At 63.3% G+C, this 11,647-nt stretch carries 12 protein-coding genes and 1 pseudogene; 7 read left to right on the top strand and 6 right to left on the bottom strand.

The window, feature by feature from the left end; all coding sequences use genetic code 11:
- The 6 genes and pseudogenes from VIR09_RS09090 to VIR09_RS09115 form a co-directional block, all read right to left on the bottom strand.
- Positions 1-235, bottom strand: a pseudogene (locus VIR09_RS09090) (DNA methyltransferase); the annotation flags it as partial.
- Positions 236-269: 34 nt separating this feature from the next.
- The gene (locus VIR09_RS09095) at positions 270-698 is read right to left on the bottom strand and encodes a CopD family protein (RefSeq protein ID WP_013392301.1); all 429 of its coding nucleotides are present in this window, start codon (positions 696-698) and stop codon (positions 270-272) included.
- Positions 699-796: 98 nt separating this feature from the next.
- Positions 797-2,248: a bifunctional 2-methylcitrate dehydratase/aconitate hydratase gene (locus VIR09_RS09100; protein WP_332012569.1), complete on the bottom strand. Its 1,452-nt coding sequence runs from the start codon at positions 2,246-2,248 to the stop codon at positions 797-799.
- 63 nt (positions 2,249-2,311) lie between these two features.
- Positions 2,312-3,505, bottom strand: coding sequence for a bifunctional 2-methylcitrate synthase/citrate synthase (prpC, locus tag VIR09_RS09105; protein ID WP_332012570.1), 1,194 nt, complete (start codon positions 3,503-3,505; stop codon positions 2,312-2,314).
- A gap of 94 nt (positions 3,506-3,599) precedes the next feature.
- Positions 3,600-4,490 carry a methylisocitrate lyase gene (gene prpB, locus VIR09_RS09110; protein WP_054450739.1) on the bottom strand — a complete coding sequence of 297 codons (891 nt, stop codon included), beginning with the start codon at positions 4,488-4,490 and terminating at the stop codon, positions 3,600-3,602.
- Positions 4,491-4,674: 184 nt separating this feature from the next.
- Positions 4,675-5,664 (bottom strand): malate dehydrogenase, encoded by a 990-nt coding sequence (locus VIR09_RS09115; protein WP_013392305.1) that lies wholly within the window; start codon positions 5,662-5,664, stop codon positions 4,675-4,677.
- Positions 5,665-6,044: 380 nt separating this feature from the next.
- Here VIR09_RS09115 and VIR09_RS09120 point away from each other — a divergent pair, with 380 nt between their 5' ends.
- The 7 genes from VIR09_RS09120 to VIR09_RS09150 all read left to right on the top strand — a co-directional run.
- Positions 6,045-6,824 (top strand): GntR family transcriptional regulator, encoded by a 780-nt coding sequence (locus VIR09_RS09120; RefSeq protein WP_332012571.1) that lies wholly within the window; start codon positions 6,045-6,047, stop codon positions 6,822-6,824.
- 121 nt (positions 6,825-6,945) lie between these two features.
- Complete coding sequence (sdhC, locus tag VIR09_RS09125) at positions 6,946-7,359, top strand: succinate dehydrogenase, cytochrome b556 subunit (protein WP_013392307.1); 414 nt, start codon at positions 6,946-6,948, stop codon at positions 7,357-7,359.
- Positions 7,359-7,742: a succinate dehydrogenase, hydrophobic membrane anchor protein gene (gene sdhD / locus VIR09_RS09130; RefSeq protein ID WP_332012572.1), complete on the top strand. Its 384-nt coding sequence runs from the start codon at positions 7,359-7,361 to the stop codon at positions 7,740-7,742. The genes sdhC and sdhD overlap by 1 nt, the downstream gene beginning before the upstream one ends.
- A 15-nt stretch (positions 7,743-7,757) precedes the next feature.
- The gene (sdhA, locus tag VIR09_RS09135) at positions 7,758-9,524 is read left to right on the top strand and encodes a succinate dehydrogenase flavoprotein subunit (protein WP_414639408.1); all 1,767 of its coding nucleotides are present in this window, start codon (positions 7,758-7,760) and stop codon (positions 9,522-9,524) included.
- Positions 9,525-9,542: 18 nt separating this feature from the next.
- Positions 9,543-10,259 carry a succinate dehydrogenase iron-sulfur subunit gene (locus VIR09_RS09140; RefSeq protein WP_013392310.1) on the top strand — a complete coding sequence of 239 codons (717 nt, stop codon included), beginning with the start codon at positions 9,543-9,545 and terminating at the stop codon, positions 10,257-10,259.
- Between the two features lie 133 nt (positions 10,260-10,392).
- A complete protein-coding gene (locus VIR09_RS09145) occupies positions 10,393-10,653 on the top strand; it encodes a succinate dehydrogenase assembly factor 2 (RefSeq protein ID WP_013392311.1) in 261 nt (86 codons plus the stop codon).
- 19 nt (positions 10,654-10,672) lie between these two features.
- Positions 10,673-11,647, top strand: a 975-nt coding sequence (locus tag VIR09_RS09150; protein WP_332012574.1) for a citrate synthase, incomplete at its 3' end; no start/stop codon positions are given.

The following is an 11,647-nucleotide window of genomic DNA, read 5'->3' on the forward strand; positions in this document are numbered from 1 at the left end:
CGGGCTGGCCGCGGCTGGCGCCGCGCGGTCCGCGGGCTTCCTCGTCCTTGCGCCGTTGATAGGCGACGGGATCCTTCTGGCGTTCGATGCTTTCCTTGGTGCGCTCCTGCTGCGCGACCAGGCGGGCGCGGGCGCCCGTGCGGGTGCGCTTGGGGGCGTCTTCAGCGTGGGCGTCGCGCGCCGTTTTCTTGATCGTCAGCGTCTTGCGCGGACGGTCCTGTTCATCAGAGGACATACGAATCCTGGCGAATGTGCAGAGGTAGGGGGTATCAGAAGGGTTTGACGACGACCAGCGCCACCACCACCAAGAGCAGCAAGACGGGAACTTCGTTGAACCAGCGATAGAACTTGTGCGAACGGGTGTTTTTGCCCTGTTCGAATTTGCGTAGCATCAGGCCACAGGCGTGATGGTAGCCGATGACGAGCAGGACGAAAAAGAGCTTGGCGTGCATCCAGCCGTTGCCGGGGCCGACGCCGATGCCATAGCCGAGGTACAGCCACATGCCGAACACGACCGCGACCACGGCCAGGATGGTGGTGAAGCGGTACAGGCGGCGCGCCATGCCCAGCAGGGTGGTCTGGACCGTGGCGTCCGATTGCTGGGCCAGGTTCACGAATATGCGCGGCAGATAGAACAGGCCGGCAAACCAGGAAGCGATAAAGACGATGTGAAAGGTCTTGACCCAAAGCATGGCCATGGTGCGATCCAGTCGAGGAAAGCAGCATTGTAAGCTGCGCCACGGTGCGCCCAGGGCCGGGGCAAAGCCCCGCGGACGGGGCTTTGCGGGGTGGCAGCTCAGATCACGTACAGGTCGACGTACTCGTGGACCGGCATGGCCTCCAGCCGTTTCTGGTCCAGCGAAGTTTGCAGGATGCGGTCCTGCTGGCGGGAGGGGAACATGCGCGCCAGGTTGGTGCGGAACTTGGCTTCCAGCAGCGGTATGCCTTCGGCGCGGCGGCGCTTGTGGCCGATGGGGTATTCGCAGACGATTTCGTCCAGCCGCGTGCCGTCCTTGAATTCCACCGTCAGCGCATTGGCGATCGAGCGCTTGTCGGGATCGTGGTAGTCGCGGGTGTAGGCCGGGTCTTCGACGCAGACGATCTTGTCGCGCAGCGCGTCGATGCGCGGGTCCCGCGCCACCTCGTCTTCGTAGTCGGCCGCGGTCAGGCGGCCGAACAGCGCCGGCACCGCCACCATGTACTGGATGCAGTGGTCCCGGTCGGCCGGGTTGGAGAGCGGGCCCTTCTTGTCGATGATGCGGATGCAGGCCTCGTGCGTGCGTATGGTGATTTTCGCGATGTCGTCGGCGCTTTTGCCGGCAGCCTTCAACCGGCCATGGAGTTCCATCGCGCATTCGACGGCGGTCTGCGCATGGAATTCGGCCGGAAACGAAATCTTGAACAGCACGTTTTCCATCACGTAGCTGCCATAGGGGCGCTGGAACCTGAACGGCTGGCCCTTGAACAGCACGTCGTAAAAGCCCCAGGTCTGCGCGGTCAGTACGGACGGGTAGCCCATTTCGCCGGTCCTGGCGATCAGCGCCAGGCGCACGGCGCGGCTGGTGGCGTCGCCCGCCGCCCAGCTCTTTCTGCTGCCGGTGTTAGGGGTGTGGCGGTAGGTGCGCAGGCTCTGGCCATCGACCCAGGCCAGCGACACTGCGTTGATCACTTCCTCGCGGCTCAGGCCCAGCATCTGCGCCACCACCGCGGTGGAGGCCACCTTGACCAGCACCACGTGGTCCAGGCCGACTTTGTTGAAGGAGTTCTCCAGTGCGATGCAGCCCTGGATCTCATGCGCCTTGATCATGCCGGTCAGCACGTCGCGCATCAGCAGGGGCGGCTTGCCCGCCGCGACCGCAGTGCGGGACAGCCAGTCGGCCGTGGCCAGGATGCCGCCCAGGTTGTCGGACGGGTGGCCCCATTCGGCGGCCAGCCAGGTGTCGTTGAAGTCCAGCCAGCGGATCATCGTGCCGATGTTGAACGCGGCTTGCACCGGATCGAGCTGGAATTGCGTGCCTGGCACCTTGGCGCCGTGGGGCACGGTCGTGCCGGGCACGATGGGGCCCAGCAGTTTCTTGCACGCCGGATATTCCAGCGCTTCCAGGCCGCAGCCCAGCGTGTCGATCAGGCAGTTGCGTGCCGTTTCGTACGCCAAGCCGCTCTGGATTTCATACTTCAGGACGTAGTCGGCGATATCGACCAGGACCAGGTCGGGATCGGGACGGACGTTGGAGATCGGGGCAGACATAGCGGTACCTCTCCATAGGATGAATACAGGTGGCCATGCCGTGCCCTCGTCCGTGCCCCGGTCTTACTTGCGCTTTTCCAGCGGCACGAACTTCTGGTCTTCCGGGCCCACGTAGTTGGCGGTGGGGCGGATGATCTTGTTGTCGATGCGCTGCTCGATGATGTGGGCCGACCAGCCCGCCGTGCGCGCGATGACGAACAACGGCGTGAACATGGCGGTCGGGACTCCCATCATGTGATAGCTGACGGCCGAGAACCAGTCCAGGTTGGGGAACATCTTCTTGATGTCCCACATGACCGTTTCCAAGCGTTCGGCGATGTCGAACATCTTGGTGCTGCCGGCCTGCTTGGACAGCTTCTTGGCCACTTCCTTGATGACCTTGTTGCGCGGGTCGGACACGGTGTAGACGGGGTGGCCAAAGCCGATGATAACTTCCTTGGCTTCGACGCGGCGGCGGATGTCGGCCTCGGCCTCGTCCGGCGTGTCATAGCGCTTCTGCACGTCGAAGGCCACTTCGTTGGCGCCGCCGTGCTTGGGGCCGCGCAGCGCGCCGATGGCGCCCGAGATGGCCGAGAACATGTCCGAGCCGGTGCCGGCGATGACGCGGGCGGTGAACGTGGACGCGTTGAACTCGTGTTCGGCGTACAGGTTCAGCGAGATGTGCATGGCCTTGACCCAATCATCGCTGGGTTTTTCGCCGTGCAGCAGGTGCAGGAAGTGGCCGCCGATGCTGTCGTCGTCCGTCTGCACGTCGATGATGCGGCCGTTGTGGCTGTAGTGGTACCAGTACAGCAGCGCCGAGCCCAGGTTGGCCATCAGGCGGTCGGCGATGTCGCGCGCGCCCGGGGTGTTGTGGTCGTCTTTCTCAGGCAGCACGCAGCCCAGCACCGACACGGCGGTGCGCATCACGTCCATGGGGTGGCTGGCGGCGGGCAGCGCTTCCAGTGCGGCTTGCAGCTGGGCGGGCAGGCCGCGCAGGCTGCGCAGCTTTTCCTTGTAGGCCTTCAGCTCGGCCTTGTTCGGCAGCTTGCCGTGGACGAGCAAGTGGGCGATTTCCTCGAATTCGCTGGTGTGGGCGATATCCAGGATGTCGTAGCCGCGGTAGTGCAGGTCATTGCCGCTGCGGCCAACCGTGCACAGCGCCGTGTTGCCGGCGACGACGCCAGACAGCGCAACCGATTTCTTGGGTTTGAAGCCGGCTTTTTCTTCCGGCTTGGCGTCCGATTTGGCCACTTGCTTCTTGGGAGCCGTACTCATGTCTCTACTCCTTCCTTTCGCGATGGTCGTTGCTATGGGGGTGGGCATGCAAGGCGCCGGGCGGCTGCCGCGGCGCCGGAAACCGAGGGCCTGCTTACGCCTTGCCTTTCTGGAAAAGCGCGTCCAACTTGGATTCGAACTCGTGATAGCCGATGCGGTCGTACAGTTCCTCGCGCGTCTGCATCAGGTCCACCACGTTCTTCTGGTGGCCGTCGCGGCGGATGGCGGTGTAGACCGCTTCGGCGGCCTTGTTCATGGCGCGGAAGGCCGACAGCGGGTAGAGCACCATGCCCACGCCCACGCTCTTCAGTTCTTCCACCGAGAACAGCGGCGTCTTGCCGAATTCGGTGATGTTGGCCAGCACCGGCACCTTGACCGCCTTGACGAAGCGGTCGTAGGTGGGCAGGTCGTAGGCGGCTTCGGCGAAGATGGCGTCGGCGCCCGCTTCCACGCAAGCCAGCGCGCGCTCGATGGCGGCGTCCACGCCGTGCGAGGCGATCGCGTCGGTGCGGGCGATCAGGTAGAAATCGGTGTCGGTACGGGCATCGGCCGCAGCCTTGACGCGGTCGGCCATTTCCTCGGTCGAGACGATTTCCTTGCCCGGGCGGTGGCCGCAGCGCTTGGCGCCGACCTGGTCTTCGATGTGGCAGGCGGCGGCGCCGAACTTGATCAGGCTCTTGACGCTGCGGGCGATGTTGAACGCCGAGGGGCCGAAGCCGGTGTCGATGTCCACCACCAGCGGCACGTCGCAGACGTCGGTGATGCGACGCACGTCGGTCAGGACGTCGTCCATGGTGTTGATGCCCAGATCGGGCAGACCCAGCGAGCCCGCCGCGACGCCGCCGCCGGACAGGTAGATCGCGCGGTAACCGGCGCGCTTGGCCAGCAGCGCATGGTTGGCGTTGATGGCGCCGATGATCTGCAGGGGGCTTTCTTCGGCGAGTGCGCGGCGGAAGAGGGCGCCGGCGGATTCGGGTCTGGACATGGGTGGTCTCCGTAATTTGGACCGGGTGTTTTCAGAATGCCCCGGATGGAAGGACTGGCCGGAAAATAAATCTGTCCCCTTCGCGGAATTCCTTTGCGCAGGAGCAAAGGGACAGGTTTATGTTTCGGTCTTGCTTAGGAATTGGGCCCGCGCAAACGGGCCCAATTCTTTACTCATGCGCTGCTTACTTCAGCAGGTCCTTGACGCCGTCGCGCTCTTCGAGGAGCTCTTTCAGCGTGAAGTCCAGGCGCTCGCGCGAGAAGGCGTCGATTTCCAGGCCTTCGATGCGCTTGTATTCGCCGTTTTCGGTCGTGACCGGCACGCCGTAGATGATGCCTTCGGGGATGCCGTAGGAGCCGTCCGACGGGATGCCCATCGTGACCCACTTGCCGTTGCTGCCCAGGACCCAGTCACGGACGTGGTCGATGGCGGCGTTGGCGGCCGAAGCGGCCGAGGACAGGCCGCGGGCTTCGATGATGGCGGCGCCGCGCTTGCCCACGGTGGGGATGAAGGTGTCGCGGTTCCAGGCGTCGTCGTTGATCAGCTTGGACAGCGATTCGCCGCCGACGGTGGCGAAGCGGTAGTCGGGGTACATCGTGGGCGAGTGGTTGCCCCACACGACCAGCTTTTCGATGTCGGCGACGGCCTTGCCAGACTTGGCGGCCAGTTGCGACAGGGCGCGGTTGTGGTCCAGGCGCAGCATGGCGGTGAAGTTCTTGGCGGGCAGGTCCGGCGCCGACTTCATGGCGATGTAGGCGTTGGTGTTGGCCGGGTTGCCCACCACCAGGACCTTGACGTTGCGGCTGGCGACGTCGTTCAGGGCCTTGCCCTGAGCCGTGAAGATCTGGGCGTTGACGGACAGCAGGTCCTTGCGCTCCATGCCGGGGCCGCGCGGACGGGCGCCAACCAGCAGGGCCACGTCGGCGTCCTTGAAGGCGGTGCGCGGGTCGCTGTGGGCGGTGACTTCTTGCAGCAGCGGGAAGGCGCAGTCATCCAGTTCCATGATGACGCCCTTCAGGGCCTTTTGCGCTTTCTCGTCGGGGATTTCCAGCAGTTGCAGGATGACGGGTTGATCTTTACCCAGCATTTCGCCCGAGGCGATGCGGAATAGCAGTGCGTAACCGATTTGGCCGGCGGCGCCGGTGACGGCGACACGCAAGGCAGGCTTGGACATGGACGTTCTCCGTAATGGTTTGGCGAGAAAAAAATCTCACCAATCAGTGTAATCGTTGGGCGTGAAAATCAACGCGTGCGCAGCGGCGTGCACAGCGGCGCGCAGCATGGCTGGCGCAGGGCCCGGACAGCGTTGAATCCTAGATCGAATTTACGTGTCCGTCAATTGCTCTTCTATCTTATATAAGACATAAGACGTTGGACAGCTTGCCGGCCGATATGCCACAATAGAGCGTTTATTCGAATGCGCCGCAGCCCGGTTTCGGTTGCGCGCCTGTATCAAGCCAGAACATTGGCGGCAGCAGCGCATTGCGGATGGGTTCGCTGCCTTGCGCCGTCCTCCCATTTCCCCGGATAAACATGACTCAATCAAAAAGATCCATGGCAGAGCCCCGGCCCGAAACCTCCTTACGCATTCGCGCCGCCCGCACGGCGGGCGAGGGGGCCGCTTTCAGTCCGCTCTACCGCCAAATCAAGGATCTGCTTGTCCAGAGCCTGGAACGCGGCGAATGGAAGCCCGGCGAACTCATCCCCAGCGAAATCGATCTGGCCGCCCGTTTCCAGGTGAGCCAGGGCACGGTGCGCAAGGCGGTCGACGAGTTGGCCGCCGAGCACATGTTGCTGCGCCGGCAGGGCAAGGGCACTTTTGTCGCCACCCATCACGAAGCGCGCGTGCGCTACCGCTTCCTGCGCTTGGCCGCCGACGAAGAAGGCGAGCCCGGCCGGGCCGAAAGCCGCATCCTGGAATGCCGGCGCCTGCGGGCGCCTGCCGAGATCGCGCGCGCCCTGGACCTGCGGGCCGGCGAGACTGTCGTCATGATCCGCCGCCTGCTGTCCATGGGGCAGACGCCCACCGTCGTGGACGACATCTGGCTGCCTGGTTCCATTTTCCGTGGACTGACCCTGGAGCTGTTGACCGCCAACAAGGCGCCGCTCTACGGTCTGTTCGAATCCGAATTCGGCGTGAGCATGGTGCGCGCGGACGAAAAGCTGCGCGCGGTGATCGCGCCGGCCGAGGTCTGTCCGCTGCTTAATGTTCCCGCCGGGACGCCGTTGTTGCAGGTGGATAGGGTGTCTTATACGTATGGTGACCGCCCCATGGAAATTCGCCGGGGGTTGTACTTGACCGATCGATACCACTACCGCAATAGTCTGAATTGATGAGCTTTTTAACTACGATTTGATACCGACCCTATCTCTGGGCGAAAATACCGTGTTTGCCCGCAAGGGCCACGGCATTCCCGCCGTAACGATTCCCTAGTTCCGAAACACCGAGGCCGTCATGTCCGACACCGCTGCCAAGCCACGTCCGCAGTTTCGCAATATTGGTATTGCGCAACTCGCCAGCTACCGCCTGCCCCTGGCCGGCAAGCTGTCCATTCTGCACCGCGTCAGCGGCGCGCTGCTGTTCCTCTGTCTTCCCTTGGTCATTCTGCCGTTGTTCGCGGCCAGCGTGGCCGCGCCGCAGACGTTCGCAGCCGTGGCCGCGTACGCCGGCAATCCGATCGTCAAGCTCGTCTTCCTGGTCCTGATCTGGGGCTACCTGCACCACTTCTGTGCCGGCATCCGCTACCTGCTGCTGGACCTGCACATCGGCATCGACAAGCTGTCGGCCAAGAAGAGCGCCGGCGTGGTTTTCGGGGTGAGCCTGGCGCTGACCCTGGTGTTCGCCCTCAAATTGTTCGGAGTGCTGTAATGGCCGACGTGAAAAACTACGGACCCAAGCGTCTGGTCGTGGGCGCCCATTACGGCGTCATGGATTTCATCATCCAGCGCATCACCGCCGTCATCATGGCCGTGTACACGCTGGTGCTGCTGATCGGCATCCTGATGATGCCGTCCTTCACGTACGAGCACTGGACCGCGCTGTTCAACTTCTACGTGGGCGTTCTTCCGGTTGGCCAGATCCTGGCCACCCTTGCATTCATTGCGCTGGCCTGGCATGCCTGGATTGGTGTGCGCGACATCTGGATGGACTACGTCAAGTCGGTGGGCGTGCGCCTGCTGCTGCAAGTGTTGACGATCCTCTGGCTGGTCGGTTCGGTCGTTTACTTCGCGCAAATCCTCTGGAGCATTTAAGCCGTGGTCTCTGTCATGAAATCCTTGCCGCGCCGCCAGTTTGATGTGGTGGTCGTTGGCGCCGGCGGAGCCGGCATGCGTTGTTCGCTGCAACTGTCCCAAGCGGGCCTGTCCGTTGCAGTGCTGTCCAAGGTGTTCCCCACGCGTTCGCACACCGTTGCCGCACAAGGCGGCGTGAGCGCCTCGCTGGGCAACATGAGCGAAGACAACTGGTACTGGCACATGTACGACACCGTCAAGGGTTCGGACTGGCTGGGCGACCAGGACGCCATCGAATTCATGTGCCGCGAAGCGCCGAACGCCGTGTACGAACTCGAGCACTTCGGCATGCCGTTCGACCGCAACCCCGACGGCACCATCTACCAGCGTCCGTTCGGCGGCCACACCGCCAACTTCGGTGAAAAGCCGGTCCAGCGCGCCTGTGCCGCTGCCGACCGCACCGGCCACGCGCTGCTGCACACCCTCTACCAGCGCAACGTTGCTGCGCGCACCCAGTTCTTCGTCGAATGGATGGCGCTGGACCTGCTGCGCAACGAAGCGGGCGACGTCGTGGGCGTGACCGCCCTCGAAATGGAAACGGGCGAAATCTACATCCTGGAAGCCAAGACCACGGTGCTGGCCACCGGCGGCGCCGGCCGCATCTGGGCCGCTTCCACCAACGCCTTCATCAACACCGGTGACGGCCTGGGCATGGCCGCCCGCGCGGGCATTCCGCTGCAGGACATGGAATTCTGGCAATTCCACCCGACCGGCGTGGCCGGCGCCGGCGTGCTGATCACGGAAGGCGTGCGCGGCGAGGGCGGCATCCTGCTGAACAAGGATGGCGAACGCTTCATGGAGCGCTACGCGCCCACGCTGAAGGATCTGGCCCCGCGCGACTTCGTGTCCCGCTCGATGGACCAGGAAATCAAGGAAGGCCGCGGTTGCGGTCCGGACGGCAGCTACGTGGTGCTCAAGCTCGACCACCTGGGCGCCGACGTCATCAACAAGCGCCTGCCCTCGATCCGCGAAATCGCCATCAAGTTCGGCAACGTCGACCCGATCAAGGAACCGATCCCCGTCGTTCCGACCATCCACTACCAGATGGGCGGCATCCCGGCCAACTACCACGGCCAGGTGTTGTCGCGCGAAAATGGCGAAAACAAGGTCATCAACGGCCTGTACGCCATCGGCGAATGCGCCGCGGTGTCGGTGCACGGCGCCAACCGCCTGGGCACCAACTCGCTGCTGGACCTGATCGTGTTCGGCCGCGCCACCGGCAACCACATCGTCAATTCGCATCCGGAACGCCAGCACGCGCACCAGCCCGTGCCGCAGCAAGCCGTCGAATTCTCGCTGGACCGCGTCAACAAGCTGGAATCGCGCACTTCGGGCGAAAAGACCCAGGACATCGGCAACGCCATCCGCTTCTCGATGCAGCGCCACTGCGGCGTGTTCCGCACGCTGGAACTGCTGAACGAAGGCGTGACTCAGATCGAAGATCTGGCCAAGCAAGCCGACAATATCTACTTCAAGGACAAGTCCAAGGTGTTCAACACCGCGCGCGTCGAGGCGCTGGAAATGGCGAACATGACCGAAGTGGCCCGCGCCACCATCAAGTCGGCCGCCAACCGCACCGAAAGCCGCGGCGCGCACGCGCTGGACGACCATCCGACGCGCGACGACGAAAACTGGCTGAAGCACACGCTGTGGTACTCCGAAGGCAGCCGCCTGGATTACAAGCCCGTGCAGATGAAGCCGCTGACGGTCGAGTCCTTCCCGCCCAAGGCGCGTACCTTCTAAGTCCGGATTGAGCCCACTATGAGCAACAAGAGAATCGTCAAGTTCGAAATCTACCGCTACGATCCGGACAAGGACGAGCGCCCGTACATGCAGAAGCTGGAAGTCGAACTCCAGCCGACCGACAAGATGCTGCTCGATGCGCTGGTGCGCATCAAGAACGACGTCGATGACAGCCTGGCCCTGCGCCGCTCGTGCCGTGAAGGCGTGTGCGGTTCGGACGCCATGAACATCAACGGCAAGAACGGTCTGGCGTGCACGACCAACCTGCGCGAACTGAAGGAACCCATCGTCCTGCGTCCGCTGCCGGGCCTGCCCGTCATCCGCGACCTGATCGTGGACATGACGCACTTCTTCAACCAGTACCACTCGATCCGCCCGTACCTCATCAACGACACGCCGCCGCCCGAAAAGGAACGCCTGCAGTCGCCCGAGGCACGCGAAGAGCTGGATGGCCTGTACGAGTGCATTCTGTGCGCGTGCTGTTCCACTTCCTGCCCGTCGTTCTGGTGGAACCCGGACAAGTTCGTCGGCCCGGCCGGCCTGCTGCAAGCCTACCGCTTCATCGCCGACAGCCGCGACGAAGCCACGGGCAGCCGTCTGGACAACCTGGAAGATCCGTACCGCCTGTTCCGTTGCCACACGATCATGAATTGCGTCGACGTCTGTCCCAAGGGACTGAACCCGACCAAGGCGATCGGCAAGATCAAGGAACTGATGGTCCGTCGCACGGTCTAGTTTTGAGCAAGCGCATTTTTGCCTCCGGCGGCGTCTTGCCGCCGGGCTGTCCCAAGGCAAAAACGTCCCCTCGGGGGGCGGCAAACCCGCGTAGCGGGTGCGGCGCTGGGGCTTTTTTTAGGTGTAAGGAAAGATGAGCAAGCTAACTGAATTGGAGCGGGCGCGTTTGCGTTGGCGGGCGCGCCGCGGCTTGCTCGAAAACGACTTGATCATCACCCGGTATCTGGATGCCCACGAGGCTGAGCTTACCGATGATGACGTGGCGGCATTGACGCAGCTTTTCGAGATGGGCGACAACGACCTTCTCGATCTGCTGCTGGCCCGCAAAGAACTTGAAGGCGCGCTGGACACGCCCAGGCTTCGGAGCATCATTGGCCAGATGCGCGCGCTCTGATTAATTGAGAGGAATGAACATGAACCTGTCTGACAAAAAAGCCACTCTATCCTTCTCGGATGGCAGCGCCCCCATTGAGTTCCCTGTTTACAAGGGTACGGTTGGTCCGGATGTGATCGACATCCGCAAGCTGTACGGCCAGACGGGCATGTTCACGTTTGACCCCGGCTTCATGTCCACCGCTGCCTGCGAATCGGGCATCACGTACATCGACGGCGACAAGGGCGAACTGCTGTACCGCGGCTACCCCATCGAGCAATTGGCCGTCAATTGCGACTTCATGGACATCTGCTACCTGATCCTGAACGGCGAACTGCCCAACAAGGACCAGAAGGCCGACTTCGATTCGCAAGTGACCCATCACACGATGGTGAACGAGCAGCTGCACTTCTTCCTGCGCGGTTTCCGCCGCGACGCGCACCCGATGGCTGTGCTGACCGGTCTGGTTGGCGCGCTGTCCGCGTTCTACCACGACTCCACCGACATCACGAACCCGCAGCATCGCCACATCTCGGCCATCCGCCTGATCGCCAAGATGCCGACGCTGGTCGCGATGGCCTATAAGTACTCGCAAGGCCAGCCCTTCATCTACCCGCAGAACGACCTGTCCTACACGGGCAACTTCCTGCGCATGATGTTCGCCACGCCGTGCGAAGACTACAAGGTCAACGAAGTCGTCGAGCGCGCGCTGGACCGCATCTTCATCCTGCACGCCGATCACGAGCAGAACGCTTCGACCTCGACCGTCCGCCTGTGCGGCTCGTCGGGCACCAACCCGTTCGCCGCCATCTCGGCCGGCGTGGCTTGCCTGTGGGGCCCGGCTCACGGCGGCGCCAACGAAGCTTGCCTGCAGATGCTGGAAGAGCTGCAAGCCAACGGCGGCATCGCCAAGGTCGGCGAGTTCATGGAGAAGGTCAAGGACAAGAACTCGGGCGTGCGCCTGATGGGCTTTGGCCACCGCGTCTACAAGAACTACGACCCGCGCGCCAAGCTG

The sequence above is a fragment of the Achromobacter sp. genome, assembly GCF_036567245.1.
GTDB lineage: Bacteria > Pseudomonadota > Gammaproteobacteria > Burkholderiales > Burkholderiaceae_B > Achromobacter.

Excerpts from the sequence above, each read along its gene's own strand:
- VIR09_RS09095 (WP_013392301.1), bottom strand. The coding sequence starts at position 698 with ATGGCCATGCTTTGGGTCAAGACCTTTCACATCGTCTTTATCGCTTCC.
- VIR09_RS09100 (WP_332012569.1), bottom strand. The coding sequence starts at position 2,248 with ATGTCTGCCCCGATCTCCAACGTCCGTCCCGATCCCGACCTGGTCCTG.
- prpC (WP_332012570.1), bottom strand. The coding sequence starts at position 3,505 with ATGAGTACGGCTCCCAAGAAGCAAGTGGCCAAATCGGACGCCAAGCCG.
- prpB (WP_054450739.1), bottom strand. The coding sequence starts at position 4,490 with ATGTCCAGACCCGAATCCGCCGGCGCCCTCTTCCGCCGCGCACTCGCC.
- VIR09_RS09115 (WP_013392305.1), bottom strand. The coding sequence starts at position 5,664 with ATGTCCAAGCCTGCCTTGCGTGTCGCCGTCACCGGCGCCGCCGGCCAA.
- VIR09_RS09120 (WP_332012571.1), top strand. The coding sequence starts at position 6,045 with ATGGCAGAGCCCCGGCCCGAAACCTCCTTACGCATTCGCGCCGCCCGC.
- sdhC (WP_013392307.1), top strand. The coding sequence starts at position 6,946 with ATGTCCGACACCGCTGCCAAGCCACGTCCGCAGTTTCGCAATATTGGT.
- sdhD (WP_332012572.1), top strand. The coding sequence starts at position 7,359 with ATGGCCGACGTGAAAAACTACGGACCCAAGCGTCTGGTCGTGGGCGCC.
- sdhA (WP_414639408.1), top strand. The coding sequence starts at position 7,758 with ATGAAATCCTTGCCGCGCCGCCAGTTTGATGTGGTGGTCGTTGGCGCC.
- VIR09_RS09140 (WP_013392310.1), top strand. The coding sequence starts at position 9,543 with ATGAGCAACAAGAGAATCGTCAAGTTCGAAATCTACCGCTACGATCCG.
- VIR09_RS09145 (WP_013392311.1), top strand. The coding sequence starts at position 10,393 with ATGAGCAAGCTAACTGAATTGGAGCGGGCGCGTTTGCGTTGGCGGGCG.